The sequence below is a fragment of the Flagellimonas sp. genome, from assembly GCF_965222555.1.
Taxonomy (GTDB): Bacteria; Bacteroidota; Bacteroidia; order Flavobacteriales; family Flavobacteriaceae; genus Flagellimonas.
On record NZ_CBDCUG010000005.1, the window covers coordinates 37,294 to 56,435 of the forward strand.

12 protein-coding genes are annotated in these 19,142 nt (G+C 43.3%); 6 read left to right on the plus strand and 6 right to left on the minus strand.

Annotated features, from left to right (window positions below; all coding sequences use genetic code 11):
• Positions 1-171: 171 nt before the first annotated feature.
• The 4 genes from ACOQO1_RS08760 (at position 172) to ACOQO1_RS08775 (ending at position 12,643) form a co-directional block, all read left to right on the plus strand.
• A complete protein-coding gene (locus ACOQO1_RS08760; protein ID WP_420602497.1) occupies positions 172-4,335 on the plus strand; it encodes a beta strand repeat-containing protein in 4,164 nt (1,387 codons plus the stop codon).
• Positions 4,217-9,478, plus strand: coding sequence for a Calx-beta domain-containing protein (locus ACOQO1_RS08765; RefSeq protein ID WP_420604321.1), 5,262 nt, complete (start codon positions 4,217-4,219; stop codon positions 9,476-9,478). Before ACOQO1_RS08760 ends, ACOQO1_RS08765 begins: the two co-directional genes overlap by 119 nt.
• Before the next feature lie 277 nt (positions 9,479-9,755).
• Complete coding sequence (locus ACOQO1_RS08770) at positions 9,756-10,664, plus strand: type IX secretion system membrane protein PorP/SprF (protein ID WP_420602498.1); 909 nt, start codon at positions 9,756-9,758, stop codon at positions 10,662-10,664.
• 11 nt (positions 10,665-10,675) lie between these two features.
• Positions 10,676-12,643 carry an OmpA family protein gene (locus ACOQO1_RS08775; protein ID WP_420602499.1) on the plus strand — a complete coding sequence of 656 codons (1,968 nt, stop codon included), beginning with the start codon at positions 10,676-10,678 and terminating at the stop codon, positions 12,641-12,643.
• Positions 12,644-12,717: 74 nt separating this feature from the next.
• Here the strand turns inward: ACOQO1_RS08775 and ACOQO1_RS08780 are convergent, their stop codons facing one another.
• From ACOQO1_RS08780 to ACOQO1_RS08790, 3 genes are read right to left on the minus strand one after another with little or no spacing between them, the layout of a single operon-like run.
• Complete coding sequence (locus ACOQO1_RS08780; RefSeq protein WP_420602500.1) at positions 12,718-13,545, minus strand: mechanosensitive ion channel family protein; 828 nt, start codon at positions 13,543-13,545, stop codon at positions 12,718-12,720.
• A 25-nt stretch (positions 13,546-13,570) separates the two neighbouring features.
• Positions 13,571-13,759, minus strand: a complete 189-nt coding sequence (locus ACOQO1_RS08785; RefSeq protein WP_097047351.1) for a hypothetical protein — start codon at positions 13,757-13,759, stop codon at positions 13,571-13,573.
• Positions 13,760-13,762: 3 nt separating this feature from the next.
• Entirely contained in the window at positions 13,763-14,332 is a 570-nt protein-coding gene (locus ACOQO1_RS08790) for an RNA polymerase sigma factor (protein WP_420602501.1), read from the minus strand.
• 147 nt (positions 14,333-14,479) lie between these two features.
• Between ACOQO1_RS08790 and ACOQO1_RS08795 the strand changes: the two genes are divergently transcribed.
• Complete coding sequence (locus ACOQO1_RS08795) at positions 14,480-15,160, plus strand: hypothetical protein (protein ID WP_420602502.1); 681 nt, start codon at positions 14,480-14,482, stop codon at positions 15,158-15,160.
• A gap of 11 nt (positions 15,161-15,171) precedes the next feature.
• Here ACOQO1_RS08795 and ACOQO1_RS08800 read toward each other — a convergent pair whose 3' ends face one another.
• Positions 15,172-16,320 carry an MFS transporter gene (locus ACOQO1_RS08800; protein WP_420602503.1) on the minus strand — a complete coding sequence of 383 codons (1,149 nt, stop codon included), beginning with the start codon at positions 16,318-16,320 and terminating at the stop codon, positions 15,172-15,174.
• Positions 16,321-16,445: 125 nt separating this feature from the next.
• Here ACOQO1_RS08800 and ACOQO1_RS08805 point away from each other — a divergent pair, with 125 nt between their 5' ends.
• A complete protein-coding gene (locus tag ACOQO1_RS08805; protein WP_420602504.1) occupies positions 16,446-17,309 on the plus strand; it encodes an AraC family transcriptional regulator in 864 nt (287 codons plus the stop codon).
• On the opposite strand, the gene kynU is transcribed toward ACOQO1_RS08805, so the two are convergent.
• Both kynU and ACOQO1_RS08815 read right to left on the minus strand, forming a co-directional pair.
• The gene (kynU, locus tag ACOQO1_RS08810) at positions 17,301-18,569 is read right to left on the minus strand and encodes a kynureninase (protein WP_420602505.1); all 1,269 of its coding nucleotides are present in this window, start codon (positions 18,567-18,569) and stop codon (positions 17,301-17,303) included. The genes ACOQO1_RS08805 and kynU overlap by 9 nt on opposite strands.
• Before the next feature lie 54 nt (positions 18,570-18,623).
• Positions 18,624-19,088 carry a GNAT family N-acetyltransferase gene (locus ACOQO1_RS08815; RefSeq protein ID WP_420602506.1) on the minus strand — a complete coding sequence of 155 codons (465 nt, stop codon included), beginning with the start codon at positions 19,086-19,088 and terminating at the stop codon, positions 18,624-18,626.
• Positions 19,089-19,142 lie beyond the last annotated feature (54 nt).

The following is a 19,142-nucleotide window of genomic DNA, read 5'->3' on the forward strand; positions in this document are numbered from 1 at the left end:
TTCTTTGAATCAGAATTATAAACCCAAATCAAAAAATAATTCTAGTTCTATTACAAAACCTTAACCTACTGTGATTGTACTACTTAAACATATTTTCTTTACACATCCAATAGGTTTAGCGTTTCATAAAGTTTAGATGATCAGGCCCCAAGCCACTTCAAATTGAAACCTATGAAAAGTAAAACTACTTTCACCAGCAACAAACTTATTTTATCTGTCTTATTACTATTCTCTTTTGTACTGAGCGGTCAGGTAAAAAAATCATTTTCACCAAGATATTCCGAAACCATTAATGGGGATGTGACGATTATTGCAAACAACGTTTTATCGCGTCATGCCACTAACTCATATACTGGGACGGAGGGTAACCATGATTTTTCAGATAACGTTTTTGTAGATATTGATTTTGATACATCCACATTCAACTCCAGTAGTGCAAACTTCTCAAACCCTGAACCTGGAATCAGTTGTCTGAACTTTAAAAAAGTACTGCTTTATTGGGCCGGGGCAGATAAAGAATATTCCTCTATCGACAATACAGGAAACGGTGGTACAGAACCTGTTTGGAACTACAATCAAGTAAAATTAATGTTACCTGGACAGTCATCATATGCCACGTACACAGCTGATGAAGTTATTTTTAGAGGTCGTGATGAGCATTTTGTAAATGACCCATATGTATGTGTAAAAGATATAACTAGCGACGTCGTAGGACTCAACAATCCGTATGGAAAGTTCCAGGTTGCTAATGTAAAAGCAACCGAAGGTGATTTGTATTCCCATTCTGGGGGCCATACCGGGACCTCTGGAGGATGGCAAATCGTTTTTGTATATGAAAGTCCTGATCTATTAGGAAAAAATGTAACCCTTTTTGATGGTTACGTTCATATTACACAAACCCAAGGGGAAGTAGAGTTTGATTTTAACGGATTTCAAACCGTACCAACAGGAAATGTAAATGCAGATATTATATTAGGCTCGTTGGAAGGAGATAGGGATATCGATGGCGATCAGTTGCAAATTTTTGATACCAATAGTACTTGGTCAAACATTTCAACCACTCTTAGAGATTCCAACAACTTCTTTAACAGTAGAATTACGTTGAACAATCTTGATTATGTCGACAGAAATCCCGCTAGTACAAATACACTTGGTTTTGATGCAGGGGTTTTTGACCTTCAGAATACGGGAAACAAATTTATAGACAATAACCAAACATCTGCTCGTTTTAAAATTACATCGGATAGGGAAAGTTACGGTCTTTATCTATTAGGATTAAGCGTGGAGGTTTACGAACCAAGTCTTGGAGCATTGAGGTTTACATCATCCACAGCTAGTGGAGGATTTAATCCTGGAGACAATGTCCAAATGACCTTAAGTGTTCAGAATACGGGTAACGACGATATTCAAAATCTAGAGATTTATACAACATTGCCACCTGAAGTTGATTTCATCGATACCGAAACACTTCCTTCTGGGGTCACTTATAATTTCAACCCAACAAATAGAGAACTTCGTTTTTTTGTTCCTAATGGAAACACAGATGTCGGCGATCCATTATATACATTGGACTTCAATGTTCAAATAAAAGATCAATGCTACTTTCTTGAATCGGCATGTTCAGCCAATTTTGCAATGCAGGCGACCGCCACATTTAGCGGAGTTACCAATACAAATCCCGTTGTTGCTACCAGTTCTGGAACGGTAGATGATTGTGGGATTGGGAATTTTGACCCAACAGTTGTAGATATCAATCAGCCAAATGAGGTAAATTGGACCACTACGGCTAACGAACTAAACAGAACCTTATCTTGTGATGACACCGCTGGATTAAGTGCTGCACAAAATCTTGAGCCAGCAACGGAGTTCTGTAACTTTACCTTAAACAAAATCTCTGGAAGTTTTGTTGCCAACCCAGGATGCGATTCGGAAGGTACCTATACCAATACATTTACATTTACCGATGCCTGTGGCAGAACAAGTGAAACTTTCACTCAGGTAATTACCATAGAGGACACCGAGGCACCTTCTTTCAATGAAACATTACCTGTTGATACCGTGGCTGCTTTTGACAATATTCCAAGTCCTGAAACATTGACAGCCAATGATAATTGTGACAACAACCCTAATGTTAATTTTACAGAAAGTTATATAGGCGATAATACAAGTACTACATACACTATTGTTAGAAATTGGATTGCTTCCGATTGTGCTGGAAATTCCACTCCACATACACAGCTGGTATTCGTAACAGAAAATGGAGGTCCATTAGGTTTGTCCATTAATAATATAACCATAGATGAAGATGCAGGCAATGCCATATTGGAGGTATTCCATATTGGTCAAGTATTAAGTGGATTTACTGTCAATTACACTACTATAGATGGTACAGCTGTACAAGCTGAAGATTATACCCAAACATCTGGTGTTCTCTCTTTTAATGGAACACATGGAGAAACCATGACTATTATTGTTCCAATAAATGATGACAATGTAATAGAGCAAACTGAAGCACTTTCAGTGAGCCTTACTCCAAATACCAATACTCCCGCAATTAATGACAATTCTGGTGAAATTACCATAAACGACAATGATGGGAGTGCCACCAACGGGGTGTCCGTGACGGGATTCAACGTGAACGAAGGTGCGGGGACCGCCGACTTTACCCTTACCCTCAACGCCAACGTCCAGGGAGGCTTCAACATCGACTACGCCATTGCCAACGGGACCGCAATCGCAGGGGACGACTACAGCGTGGCCTCCAGCACAGGCAACATCGCATTTACAGGTACTGCCGGGGAGGCGCACAACGTGACCGTGACCATCATTGACGATGCCATCATCGAGAACACCGAGGAACTCTCCATTGCACTGTCCAACCTGTCCACGAGCCTTATCGGCATCATAGACGGTTCCGCAACGGGTACCATAGACGACAATGACGGGGGTGCCGCCAACGGGGTGTCCGTGACCGGGTTCAACGTCAACGAAGGTGCGGGGACCGCAGACTTTACCATTACCCTCAACGCCAACGTCCAGGGAGGTTTTGACATCGACTACGCCATTGCCGACGGGACCGCAATCGCAGGGGACGACTACAGCGTGGCCTCCAGCACAGGGAACATCGCATTTACAGGTACCGCCGGGGAGGCGCACAACGTGACCGTGACCATCATCGACGATGCACTCATCGAGAACACCGAGGAACTCTCCATTGCACTGTCCAACCTGTCCACGAGCCTTATCGGCATCATAGACGGTTCCGCAACGGGTACCATAGACGACAATGACGGGGGTGCCGCCAACGGGGTGTCCGTGACCGGGTTCAACGTGAACGAAGGTGCGGGGACCGCAGACTTTACCCTTACCCTCAACGCCAACGTCCAGGGAGGTTTTGACATCGACTACGCCATCGCCGACGGGACCGCAATCGCAGGGGACGACTACAGCGTGGCCTCCAGCACAGGCAACATCGCATTTACAGGTACTGCCGGGGAGGCGCACAACGTGACCGTGACCATCATTGACGATGCCATCATCGAGAACACCGAGGAACTCTCCATTGCACTGTCCAACCTGTCCACGAGCCTTATCGGCATCATAGACGGTTCCGCAACGGGTACCATAGACGACAATGACGGGGGTGCCGCCAACGGGGTGTCCGTGACCGGGTTCAACGTCAACGAAGGTGCGGGGACCGCAGACTTTACCATTACCCTCAACGCCAACGTCCAGGGAGGTTTTGACATCGACTACGCCATTGCCGACGGGACCGCAATCGCAGGGGACGACTACAGCGTGGCCTCCAGCACAGGGAACATCGCATTTACAGGTACCGCCGGGGAGGCGCACAACGTGACCGTGACCATCATCGACGATGCACTCATCGAGAACACCGAGGAACTCTCCATTGCACTGTCCAACCTGTCCACGAGCCTTATCGGCATCATAGACGGTTCCGCAACGGGTACCATAGACGACAATGACGGGGGCGCCGCCAACGGGGTGTCCGTGACCGGGTTCAACGTGAACGAAGGTGCGGGGACCGCAGACTTTACCATTACCCTCAACGCAAACGTCCAGGGAGGCTTCAGCATCGACTACGCCATCGCCGACGGGACCGCAATCGCAGGGGACGACTACAGCGTGGCCTCCAGCACAGGCAACATCGCATTTACAGGTACTGCCGGGGGAACAGCACAACGTGACCGTGACCATCATCGACGATGCCATCATCGAGAACACCGAGGAACTCTCCATTGCACTGTCCAACCTGTCCACGAACCTTATCGGCATCATCGACAGTGGTGCGACCGGTACCATAGACGACAATGACGGGGGTGCCGCCAACGGGGTGTCCGTGACCGGGTTCAACGTGGACGAAGGTGCGGGGACCGCAGACTTTACCATTACCCTCAACGCCAACGTCCAGGGAGGTTTTGACATCGACTACGCCATCGCCGACGGGACCGCAATCGCAGGGGACGACTACAGCGTGGCCTCCAGCACAGGGAACATCGCATTTACAGGTACTGCCGGGGAGGCGCACAACGTGACCGTGACCATCATTGACGATGCCATCATCGAGAACACCGAGGAACTCTCCATTGCACTGTCCAACCTGTCCACGAGCCTTATCGGCATCATAGACGGTTCCGCAACGGGTACCATAGACGACAATGACGGGGGTGCCGCCAACGGGGTGTCCGTGACCGGGTTCAACGTGAACGAAGGTGCGGGGACCGCAGACTTTACCATTACCCTCAACGCCAACGTCCAGGGAGGCTTCAGCATCGACTACGCCATTGCCGACGGGACCGCAATCGCAGGGGACGACTACAGCGTGGCCTCCAGCACAGGCAACATCGCATTTACAGGTACTGCCGGGGAGGCGCACAACGTGACCGTGACCATATTGGACGATTCCATCATCGAGAACACCGAGGAACTCTCCATTGCACTGTCCAACCTGTCCACGAACCTTATCGGCATCATCGACAGTGGTGCGACCGGTACCATCAACGACAATGACGGGGGTGCCGCCAACGGGGTGTCCGTGACCGGGTTCAACGTGAACGAAGGTGCGGGGACCGCAGACTTTACCCTTACCCTCAACGCCAACGTCCAGGGAGGTTTTGACATCGACTACGCCATCGCCGACGGGACCGCAATCGCAGGGGACGACTACAGCGTGGCCTCCAGCACAGGCAACATCGCATTTGCCGGTACTGCCGGGGAGGCGCACAACGTGACCGTGACCATCATCGACGATGCCATCATCGAGAACACCGAGGAACTCTCCATTGCACTGTCCAACCTGTCCACGAGCCTTATCGGCATCATAGACGGTTCCGCAACGGGTACCATAGACGACAATGACGGGGGCGCCGCCAACGGGGTGTCCGTGACCGGGTTCAACGTGAACGAAGGTGCGGGGACCGCCGACTTTACCATTACCCTCAACGCCAACGTCCAGGGAGGTTTTGACATCGACTACGCCATTGCCGACGGGACCGCAATCGCAGGGGACGACTACAGCGTGGCCTCCAGCACAGGGAACATCGCATTTACAGGTACCGCCGGGGAGGCGCACAACGTGACCGTGACCATCATCGACGATGCACTCATCGAGAACACCGAGGAACTCTCCATCGCACTGTCCAACCTTTCGACAAGCCTTATCGGCATCATAGACGGTTCCGCAACGGGTACCATAGACGACAATGACGGGGGCGCCGCCAACGGGGTGTCCGTGACCGGGTTCAACGTGAACGAAGGTACGGGGACCGCAGACTTTACCATTACCCTCAACGCAAACGTCCAGGGAGGTTTTGACATCGACTACGCCATCGCCGACGGGACCGCAATCGCAGGGGACGACTACAGCGTGGCCTCCAGCACAGGCAACATCGCATTTACAGGTACTGCCGGGGAACAGCACAACGTGACCGTGACCATCATCGACGATGCCATCATCGAGAACACCGAGGAACTCTCCATTGCACTGTCCAACCTGTCCACGAACCTTATCGGCATCATCGACAGTGGTGCGACCGGTACCATCAACGACAACGACGGGGGCGCCGCCAACGGGGTGTCCGTGACCGGGTTCAACGTGGACGAAGGTGCGGGGACCGCAGACTTTACCATTACCCTCAACGCCAACGTCCAGGGAGGCTTCAGCATCGACTACGCCATTGCCGACGGGACCGCAATCGCAGGGGACGACTACAGCGTGGCCTCCAGCACAGGGAACATCGCATTTACAGGTACCGCCGGGGAGGCGCACAACGTGACCGTGACCATCATCGACGATGCACTCATCGAGAACACCGAGGAACTCTCCATCGCACTGTCCAACCTTTCGACAAGCCTTATCGGCATCATAGACGGTTCCGCAACGGGTACCATAGACGACAATGACGGGGGTGCCGCCAACGGGGTGTCCGTGACCGGGTTCAACGTCAACGAAGGTGCGGGGACCGCAGACTTTACCATTACCCTCAACGCAAACGTCCAGGGAGGCTTCAGCATCGACTACGCCATTGCCGACGGGACCGCAATCGCAGGGGACGACTACAGCGTGGCCTCCAGCACAGGGAACATCGCATTTACAGGTACCGCCGGGGAGGCGCACAACGTGACCGTGACCATCATCGACGATGCCATCATCGAGAACACCGAGGAACTCTCCATTGCACTGTCCAACCTGTCCACGAGCCTTATCGGCATCATAGACAGTGGTGCGACCGGTACCATCAACGACAATGACGGGGGTGCCGCCAACGGGGTGTCCGTGACCGGGTTCAACGTGAACGAAGGTGCGGGGACCGCAGACTTTACCATTACCCTCAACGCAAACGTCCAGGGAGGCTTCAGCATCGACTACGCCATCGCCGACGGGACCGCAATCGCAGGGGACGACTACAGCGTGGCCTCCAGCACAGGCAACATCGCATTTACAGGTACTGCCGGGGAGGCGCACAACGTGACCGTGACCATCATTGACGATGCCATCATCGAGAACACCGAGGAACTCTCCATTGCACTGTCCAACCTTTCGACAAGCCTTATCGGCATCATAGACGGTTCCGCAACGGGTACCATAGACGACAATGACGGGGGTGCAGGTAATGGAGTTCAGTTTGACATAACCAACATCGACATAGATGAAGATGCAGGAACTGTTTCTTTACCAGTAAGTCTTAACGTAAATGTACAAGAAGTATTTACGGTCGAATTTCACACCGCTAATGGTTCTGCTCAAGATGCATTCGATTATACTGGAGTTCCACAAAACACCCAAGTACTGACTTTTGGTGGAACAAACAGTAACAATCAGACCATTACTATCCCTATAATCGATGATATCATTATAGAAACTACTGAAGATTTCCAGGTATTGCTTTCAAACATCTCTACTTCATTGGTCAGTATTTTGAGCAATGATACGGCGACTGTAAACATCATCGACAATGATGGTAATGAAGGTTATCCTACGGATATTACTATTGAAGCCTGTGATGTTATACCAACAGCAGAGGTGATTACAGTAAATAGCACTTGTGCAACAACTGTTGATTTTAACGAGTCCATTACAGGGCAAGATGACGGATGTGCCATGGACTATACCATTACAAGAACCTGGACATTTACAGATTGTGTCAACAATGTTAGGGAACATGTACAGGTAATCACAGTGGTTGATACACAAGCTCCTACTTTTGTAGAGGCCTTACCAATAGATACTACGGTTTCATGTGATAATGTCCCTACAGCTGAAGTACTAACTGCAATAGACAGTTGTGATCCCAACATTACGGTCATATTTGATGAGCAGATCACGGATACCGATAGTTGTGGTTCTGATTACACCATTACAAGAACTTGGAGCGCAGCCGATTGTGCTGGAAACCCAGTGAGCCATACGCAAGTGATCACTGTTGAGGATACTACCGCTCCTACTTTTGTGGAGACACTTCCATCCGATATTACTGTTTCTTGTGACAATGTTCCGGTGGCAGCTGTTTTGACCGCTACGGACAATTGTGACCCTAACATCACGGTAATATTCGATGAGCAGATCACGGATACCGACAGTTGTAGTTCCGATTACACGATTACAAGGACTTGGAGTACAGCTGATTGTGCCGGAAACCCAGTGAGCCATACGCAAGTGATTGCTGTTGAGGATACTACGGCTCCTACTTTTGTGGAGACACTTCCATCCGATATTACCGTTTCTTGTGACAATGTTCCGGCGGCAGCTGTTTTGACCGCTACGGACAATTGTGACCCTAACATCACGGTAATATTCGATGAACAGATCACGGATACCGACAGTTGTGGTTCTGATTACACGATTACAAGGACTTGGAGCACAGTTGATTGTGCTGGAAATCCTGCTACCCATGTACAAATTATTACGGTAGAAGATACCCAGGCTCCTCAGTTTGTAGAAACCTTACCACAGAGCATGACCGTAATGTGTAATGAAGTACCGGATGCTGTAACCTTAACAGCAATTGATAACTGTAGTACAGACGTTTCGGTAACATTTGATGAAACAATCACTAACGATTCCAACTGTGCTGACGGTTATACAGTTACACGAACATGGTCTACCATAGATTGTGCCGGCAACCCTAATTCACATACTCAAATTATAACAATTGCTCCTACTGGGCCAATAACTGCAAGTGCTTATGAGGAGGAAATAAATCTGATCTGTGGTGATGAAATTCCAGAAGTACCACAACTTACCTTTATGGGTGGATGTGGAAACTATCAAGTTGAATTTTCTGAAGAAACAACAACTTTATCAGATACTGAAGACTTTATGATCACCAGAACTTGGGATGTTATCGATTCTTGTGGAAATATGGCTTCTTTCGAACAGGTGATTTTTGTGATGCAACCACAACCTGAAGAAGTTGAAATTACTATCTGTGTGGAGGATGATGCCATCAACCTAATCAGTTATTTGCCAGCTTCTTTTGATACCAATGGTGTGTTTGAAGTTGTGAGCGGCAATGTTGTTTTGGAGGGAAGTATCTTTAATCCAGCTAATCTGGAAGTTGGTGACTATATGATCAGTTATAGTTCTACTGAAGGTACCTGTAAGTACTATGTTGATTTCACAATTACTGTTAACAGTGACTGCGTGCCTTGCGGAAGAGATGAAATTATTGTTTCCAATGCGGTAACGGCAAACGGAGATAACATTAATGATTTGTTCACTATAACTGGTGTTGAATACTGTAACTACTCTTTTGAAGTCATGATTTTCAACCGATGGGGCGATAAGGTATACGAATCCATGGATTATCAGAATGATTGGGGTGGTTTTGCACCAAACAACTCTTTTGGAAATTCAGGAATGTTACCTTCTGGAACTTACTATTACATTATCAATGTAAAGAATACCGATATTAAACCTTTGAACGGATATATCTATCTGGGAACAGGTGCAAACTAAGCAAACATAACTACGCAAAAAAGGTCAACATATTTGTTGGCCTTTTTTTATGCCGATAATTGACCAATTTCTTAGACCAAGCCCCATTATAAACCGTTGGCAAACCTCGCACTTGTCCAGAGAAAATAACACTTCATCGACGAACGGGTTTCAGACCGATTTTTAGGGTTCATTTAACGGCTATATTCCTCCTTAACATAGATTTACGCTTGCTTTGTTATTGAATTAAAACCCAAATTCCGGCTTGAGCAATCAGGCAAAACTTAACCTATATAGCATGAAAGCACTACACAAATCCATTCTGCTCTTTTTGGTTCTTGTTGGCACCACTACAATGGCCCAACAGTTACCCCAGTTTACACAGTACATGTTCAATACTATTTCTGTAAATCCAGCTTACGCAGGCAGCAGGGAAAGTATCAACATGACCGCTTTGCACCGTAACCAATGGGCCGGTCTGGATGGAAATCCAACCACAAGCACATTTTCGTTTCATGCTCCTTTGAACAATGAGCGTGTAGGTTTAGGGATTTCCTATATTACCGATCAATTAGGGTTTGAAAATACAAATTATGTATATGGTGATTTTTCATATACCATTCCTGTAACTGCAGAAGCAAAACTCTCATTTGGGTTAAAGGCTGGGTTCACCAATTACAAACTACAAAACCCTGATCTTAACGATCCTTTTTTCAATGCCAACTTTAATAGTTGGAAGCCTAATTTTGGTGCTGGGGTATATTTGAGTACAAACAGATGGTATGCTGGTATTTCCACTCCAAGAATCTTGAATACTGATTTGAACGAAGGTGAATTTGAAGCCTTGGAAAGAAACAGTTATTATGCCATAGGTGGACTGGTCCTAGATTTGTCTTTGGATATTAAATTCCGACCTGCATTTATTACCAAGTTCACCAACGGAGCACCCTCCACTTATGATATTACCTCCAGTTTTCTATTCTATGAAAAAGTTTGGCTAGGAGGATCCTATAGATTTAACGATGCTTCCAATTTTGGCGCTTTTTTGGATTATCAAGTTTCCAATAACATCAGAATTGGATATGCTTATGACCTTCCTACCTCTACCATAAGACCTTATACCGGAGGAACACATGAAGTTATTTTGGTTTTTGAGCCTAGGCTTTCCAAAAAGACCAATCTTTATAAATCACCAAGATATTTTTAAAAACATTTCCAATGAAGCACTATAGAATCACAACCTTCCTGTTTGTAGTTTTCTTTGGAGTTACATCCTTAACTGCACAATCCACTGTCCAGAAGAGAGCGGATCAATTGTTCTATAAATTTGCCTATGCCAAGGCCATTCCAGAGTATGAAAAAATGGTTACCGGCAGAAACTCGGTACATGCCTACCAACGCTTGGCAGAATGTTACCTGATGTTACGGGATTTTGAAAAGGCACTACCCTATTTTAAACGTTTCATCAATGAACCAGAAACCCCAACTAATTACTACTTTAAATATGCAATGGCCCTTAAAAGTTCTGGTCAGGAAAAAGAAGCTTTAAAATGGCTGAAACGCTATAAAAAGATTCATAAAAATGATGCTAGGGTCAAACAGTTTTTAAAAGATGGCAACCTGGCCTCTGTAGTGTTCAACAGCAAGGAACGCTATGAAGTGGAACCTGTTCATTTCAACACAAGATATAGCGAATTTGGATCTTACGTCCATGACGGACAATTATATTTCAGCTCTAGCCGCAAGGAAGTTGCCTCCGAAGATGTTTATGGTTGGAACAATGAATCATGGTTGGATATCTTCCATGTTACCGAAGGTAGTTCAATGGATGTTCCCCGTAAATTTAAAGGTGAAATCAACTCCAAGTTCCACGAAAGCTCCATGGTTTTTTCCACAGATTATAAAAATGATACCATTATCTACTTTACCCGTAATAGCTACTTCAAAAACAAGGAGAGTTTTTACACTAAAAAAGAGGATAAAAACATAGAAAAACTCAACAATCTTAAAATTTTTAAGGCTGAAAAAATAGATGGAGAGTGGAAAGTTACCAGAAACTTGAAGACCAATGCCGACCACTATTCTACTGGACATCCTACGGTGAACTCTAGCAGAACATTGCTATATTTTGCTTCGGATAGACCTGGAGGTTATGGTGGAACCGACATTTACTATTGTAAAATCCATCCAAGAGGAGGTGTTGGGATGCCAATCAATGCTGGTCCAATTGTAAATACCCCAGGCAATGAAATGTTCCCTTACATTAATAATGAAGGACAGTTGTTCTTTTCTTCGGATGGCCATGTAGGCTTTGGACAATTGGACGTTTTTGCCACAGTAGCTGATGAGAATGGGGAAATAAAAGAAGTTGTAAACCTAGGAAAGCCCTTAAACAGTGAAAAGGATGATTTTGGTTACTACGCATTGGATAACGGAGTTGACGGATATGTAAGTTCCAACCGAAAAGGAGGAAAAGGTAGCGACGATATCTATAAATTTAGATTCATACCTTCCTTGACCTTGGAAGGTATGGTAACAGATGCCATTAACCTACAACCTTTGGACAATGTAACCATCTCCCTATTCGACCAAAAGACCGGAGAGATTGTAAATCGTACGGTAACGGATGAACAAGGTCGTTACGAAATGGAAGTAAACCGTGGACAAAATTATATGATAGAAGCTGTTAGAAAGACCCACCCACACAAGCATGTATATTTTAATACGCAAACGGTAAAAAGGGTTACAAGAACGGTAATGCAAAATATTGAATTAGAACCTGTACTGGACGTTAAGGTCTTGGCAGATCTCAATAAAATTTATTTCGATTTCAATAAAAGTGATATTAGACCAGATGCGGCCAGGGAATTGGACAAAGTGGTCAGGTTGATGACCGAGACCTATCCTGAGATGATTATCCGATTGGAATCCCATACAGACCCTGTTGGTAGTCATAATTATAATGACAAACTATCCATGAGGAGGGCCAAATCAACTTACGAATATCTTATTGCCAATGGTATCTCACAACATCGAATTATATCGTACAAAGGATACGGGAAAAGAAAACTGATCAATGATTGTAGCGGTCTGGAAGACTGTGACCAAGATCAGCTGGAGCTGAACAGAAGAACAGAATTTCCGGTGGTTCAATTAAAAAACAATTATCTGGCTAAATCAAAATAAGTATAGGGGATACTTAAAAAAGGCCGCTCAGAAAATAATTCTAAGCGGCCTTTTATTTTTTTAGAAAATTGCAATCAAGATTTAATCTCCACCTTTTCGGAAACAACATCTTTAATGGGAATCACAAATTTTCCTGTTTCGGTCACCAAGGTCAAGGTATTGTTTTCAATGGCCTCTATGGTTCCCGCATAATCACCTATCACTACTTTATCCCCAACGGCATAAGTTCTTCTAGTATAAAAAGAACGTAACAAATCAGTAATCACGTCCCTGGAACCCAGTCCCAGGCCTATGGCAAAGGCCAATAAAAAGGCCCCCAAGAACATGGTTATGTTATTGGTGATAATTGTAGTATCTATTCCAGCTTGATTTAAAGCTGTAATGGAAATAAAGATGACGATAATATAAAACAGCAGGTTACTGACCAAATTTGACCCACCAAACTCCAAGGAATCGAACAGTTTTTTTACCGTGGTCTTGATAAAATTTCCAATGTAAAGCCCAATCATCATCAATGCCAATGCACTGAACAATCTTGGCAAGTAGCGCAAAAGGTTTCCTATTTCAGTAGATATGATTTCCCAGCTTAGGATATCCGCGGCAACAATCAAAAATACCAAAAGCAATAACCATTTTACAAAGCCCAAGATCACTTTAATGATGTTGATCTTAAAATCTGCTTTTCCAAACAAGTCCATTTCATTTATCTTTTCACTAAGAGTATCCACTTTGGCCAATTTTAAAATTTTGCCCAAAACAAAAAGGATGATTTTGGTTATCAACCATCCAATAATAAGGATAATAATGGCCCCAATAATTTTGGGCAGTGCCAAGGCCACATCGCGCCCCATGGCTGCAAGGGAGTCAAATGTTAAATTCTTCCATTCGGTAATTGTTTCCATATCTTATAGTTTTATAGTGTTGTCATTAATTGTTTCCAAGGGTTCTAAAAAGTTTTCGCAAAGCGGAGCCAATATTAAACGAGAACAGGGATGCCATATCCATGATCAACTTGGCCGCGGCGATATCGTTCATTACTTTTTTCTTCATTCCTGGAGGGACTTCCCTCAAAGAAGCTTCCAACTCTCTAAACGGATTTCTTTTTTTCTTTGCCATCTATTATAAAGTATTATAGATTTCCAATAGTCTTTCTTTAGCTCTCTTTAACCTCATCTTTACGGCGCTTTCCCCAAGTTCCAATAAGTTAACAAGGTCTTTTATGGTGGCTCCATCTTGATATTTTAGCAACAAAATGGATTTGTCTTCGGCGGAGATCATCTCCAACGCTTCCTTTAGTTTGCTTGCCTTCATTTCATACAAGCTCTCGTCTGGTACTTCTTCGGTAAACTTATACTCGGAATCCTCCACAGGAACCGATTTATCACTCATCTTCCGTTGTTTGTTCCTATTCACATAGTTAACACAGAAGTTATATGTGAATGAATACAACCAAGTGGAAAATTTGGATTTCCCCTTGAACATCTTCAGTTTAATGAAGAGCTGTAAAAAAACATCCTGGGTCAGGTCTTCTGCTTCATCTTCCGATCTTGCAAACCCATAACATTTGTTATAGACCATTTTTGCATAGCGATCGTACAATTTCCCAAACAATAGCGGGTTGTTGGTTGCAACAATTCGTTTTACCAATTCCTCATCTGATAGATGGGCATATGGATTATCTGTTTCCAATGAATTTTTATCATGATTATGTATAAAAATTAGAAACAGCCTTTTTAGAAAAGTCACTTGAAAAGGTTTTTGGGTCGATTAAGGTTCTATGCAGAAGCGTATGGAAAGATAAGCTAAAATGACCTTATATTTGTTACAAACTTGTATATGAAAACCACTTCTCTTTTCGCTATTTTATCTGTTTTATTTTTATGGAGCTGTAAAATCGAACCTAAAAAGGTTGAACAGAAAGAAATACAACAGAAAACCATTCTTGAAAAAATAGCCCATGCCCATGGCTATGACAATTGGAAATCGGTAAAGGAATTCACCTTTACATTCAATGTGGATCGAGACAGTTCACATTTTGAGAGGACTTGGAAGTGGAAGCCCAAAACCAATGATATTATAGCCATTACGGGTGGAGACACTCTTGCTTACAACCGAAAATCAATGGACAGCATAGCACTTAAAACTAATGGGGGTTTCATCAATGACAGGTATTGGATTTTGGCGCCCTTCAATCTTATTTGGGATTCTGGGAACTTTACCCATGAACTTGCGGAAAATCAAAAAGCACCTATTAGTGGGGACACCATGCAGAAATTGACCATTGTTTATGGTAATGAAGGGGGATACACCCCAGGGGATGCCTACGATTTCTATTTTAAGGATGATTTTATAATCCGGGAATGGGTTTTCAGAAAGGCAAACCAAGTTGAACCTTCCATGACCACTACGTGGGAAGATTATGCAGAAATTAAAGGGCTTAAATTAGCTCAAGATCACAAAAAAGCAGAAGAAGGTTTTAGCTTAAATTTCACCAATTTGGCCGTGACCACCGATTAAACAATGATTTTCTAAACCTTGTTCTTTCGTAATAGAGCTGTAGCACCAAATACCAAAAGAATACAACCCAAAAGTGCATAAAAGCAATGTTTTAAAGAAGCGCTTTCGGCTAAAAAGCCCAAAATCACTGGTCCAAGTAAGAAACCTGAGTATCCGGTCCCTGCAATAAAAGATACCCCTTTGGCCGAATCTATTCCTTTGATGTTTCCGCCAATGCGGAACAATTCCGGGATAATCACGGAAAAACCAAGTCCGTTCAAAGCAAAACCAACAATAGCCAAAACAGTATCCTCAGATAATACAAACAGAAAACCTATAGCTGCGATCACTGCCCCCAACATCACAATTTTTACCGAGCCAATTCTGGCGCTAATTCCATCTCCCAAAAACCTACCGAGGGTCATTGCTGCCGAAAATGCCAAAAAACCGGAACCAATTAGTACCTCAGGTGCAAGAGCAACCTCTTTAAGATAAAGACCGCTCCAATCTATAATAGCTCCCTCTCCGCCAAAGGCCAAAAACCCTATTAATCCCAATAAAAACAGTGGCTTGAACAGTTTCAAACTAAAGGGTTCTTTGTCCATAGGAGCGGCTACAACATCAACATAATTTTTACGGATGAAAAGATTAAGTATAAAAATCAACACTGCCGTAATCCCCATATGCAATACAGGATTACCAATTACAGGAATCAAAAAACTTCCTAAACCGACCAATATACCTCCCAGACTGAAAAAACCATGGGCTGCGGTCATAAAGTTTTGCTTGTCCTCTTTTTCAATTTCAGTGACCAAAGTGTTCATGGAAATATCCAATAATCCATGGGACATCCCAAACAAAAAGAGGCTTCCCATCAGCAGATAATAATTAGGTGCCAAAAATGGAAAAAGAGCTGTGACACTACACAAAACAACACTATACCATGTAGCCTTACCAACCCCTAGTTTATTGATAATCTTAGAAGCTATTGGGAATATGGTGAAAACTCCAATGGACAGGCAAAAAAGAGCAATCCCCAAATCTGCTTTGTTGATTCCCAATTTTTCTTTGATAGTGGGGATATAAATTGCCCAGGTGCCAAACCAGATATTAAGACTTGTAAAAACAAATGCAGGTGCAAAATATCTGGGAGTGGAAAGAATTAACCTAAGGGATTTCATACTATTAAATATCAACACAAAATAACTAAGGCTTGGTTCATATCGGTTAATAGAAATTATTCCAGATATAAGACATTTTATTCATTTTTATATCTCAACTATAATCATTTAGGTAATTTTACCTCATGAAACCCATGTTAGAAGCTATTAATGTAGCAGTAAATTCATCGTTAAAGATAGAAACCTACAGTAATTCCAGTTACTGTGAATCCAGCGGTTGGCACATTCACCCAGAATATGAACTGGTATGTGTAAAAAATGGCTCGGGAGTGGTTCATATTGGTTCTACAAAAAAACGGTACACCAATGGTCTTCTTATTTTTTTGGCAGGGAACATTCCCCATGCAGATTTTGGAAATAAAGACCACGAAGACAACTTAGAGGTTGTAATCCAATTCAAAAAAGAGTTTTTGGAAGAAAAACTCAAGATATTTCCTGAATTGGGGGCCATAAAGAAGCTTATTGAAAAATCAAGACAGGTGCTAATCTTTGAGCAACCTATAAAGGATGCATTATGGAATAATTTTGAGGAGTTTAAAAATCTTGACAATCAAGGAAAGTTGATTAATTTCCTTTCAATTCTTGACCGATTATCTAAAAACGACACTTATGAAACCCTATTTGACACGATTAACTTAAGTAGATTCAAAAAAAATGAGATTTGGAGATTGGAAGAAGCTTTTGAATATGTAAACAACAATTTCCATAAAAACATTTCCGTGGCTAAGGTTTCATCACAATTGGGCTTTACAACCAACTCTTTTTGCCGATTCTTTAAAAAAATGACCAACCGCACCTTCATCGACTTTGTAAATGAATTTAGGGTGGAGAAAGCCATTCAGTTTTTTAACGAAAGTAATTCAACGGTGGCCGACGTAATGTATAAATCCGGTTTCAATGATGCCTCATATTTCACAAGACAATTTAAGAGATATCAGGGCACAACACCCTCCCATTACTTAAAGTTGTGCTATGGACAATTAGTTTAAGATTCCTTGCTTCAATATTTGTCCAAAATTGTACATATCCGCAAAGGAACAATAGAATGGTGCTGGAGCGAGTCTTATTACATTGGGTTCCCGCCAATCCGTGATTACTCCATTCTTCATTAAATAATCAAACAAGGTCCTCCCCTGCCCATGTAGGAAAACAGAAAGTTGACAACCTCTTTCGTTTGGGGTTATAATTTCAAAAGAACTGTTGTGGACTTCTTTGTCAATCTCATTCAAAATAAACTCAAGATAAGCCACAATTTTTTGCTGTTTTTCAATAAGGGCCTCCATTCCAACTTGATCAAAGAGTTCCAGTGAGGCCAAATAAGGAGCAATGGACAATATTGGTGGATTGCTCAGTTGCCAAGCATCTGCCGTCTCAATAGGGTCAAAATCTGGTTGCATAAGGAAGCGGGTTTCTTTCTTGGTTCCCCACCACCCCTCAAAACGGGGAATGTCTTTTTTAGACAAATATTTTTCATTCACAAAAATTCCCGAGGCATTACCTGGTCCACTGTTCATGTATTTGTAACTGCACCAAGAAGCAAAGTCAACACCCCAATCATGTAGTTCCAATTTCACATTCCCAGCTGCATGCGCCAAATCCCAACCCACAAAGGCACCCACGGATTTCCCAACTTGGGTAATCGACTTCATATCAAATACCTGACCGTTATAGTAGTTTACACCACCAATGAGCACCAAAGCCAACTCATCTCCAACCTCCTTGATTTTATTAATGATATCCTGTGTTCTCCATGCATTTTCTCCCTCTCTTTTTTTCACTTCCACAATAGCATCTTTAGGGTCAAAACCATGAAATTTGACCTGACTTTGCAACATATACTGATCGGATGGGAAGGCTTTTTCTTCGCATAGAATCTTGAACCTTTTGGTAGTAGGCCTGTAAAAGGAGACCATGAGCAAATGAAGGTTAACCGTTAATGTGTTCATTACTGAAACCTCCTCTGGTTTGGCCCCAACCACCTTGCCCAAACCTTTGGACAATCTTTCATGGTAATCCCACCAAGGTTTTTCAGCATAAAAATGACCTTCAACCGCCAATTCTTTCCAATCTTTCATTACCTCATCTACAAACTTTTGTGTTCGTTTGGGTTGCAGCCCCAAAGAGTTTCCAGTAAAATAGATTACATCTTTTCCATTCACCTGTGGATAATGAAACTCTTGTCTGTATTTGGAGAGTTTATCTTCAGCATCCAATTGTTGCGCAAATTTGAGCGAGTTCTGAAAAGTCATTGTCAAGGTTTGTTTCAAAAGTACAACTTGTGATTTGTATAACTATTGGGGGAACTACTCTAAGCGCATTTCTATAAAATGTTTTTTAAAGCCTACCTTTTCATAGGCTTTTACCGCTGGAATGTTATCACAATACACTGTTAGCCTAATTTCTGCATATCCTTTTTGATGTGACCACTTTTTGAGTTCCTCAACTATTTTAGCATTGATTCCCATCCCTCTAAAATCTGGATGTGTATACATAAAACCTAGGTAAGCATAATACTCGTGATCTAGATAATGTCTTGCCTTTTTTGGTATAGCATAACCCGATGCTATAAGTTGACCCCCTGATTCGGCAACCATTACGCAAGCTTCGTCGTCTTTGATCATTTTACCTATATCATAATAACTTATGGGGTCCTCTGCCAAGGTCACGTCAAATGGTCGTTCCGCTTTGATAAGTTCTTGCTCAAAATCCAAAAGGATGGGTAAATCTTCTAAAGTAGCTCTCCTAAGGATGATATCATTTGATGCCATAATTGTAAACCGTTTAAAAACTAAAATCCAATGTAGTTCTTTTCTATATTTTTA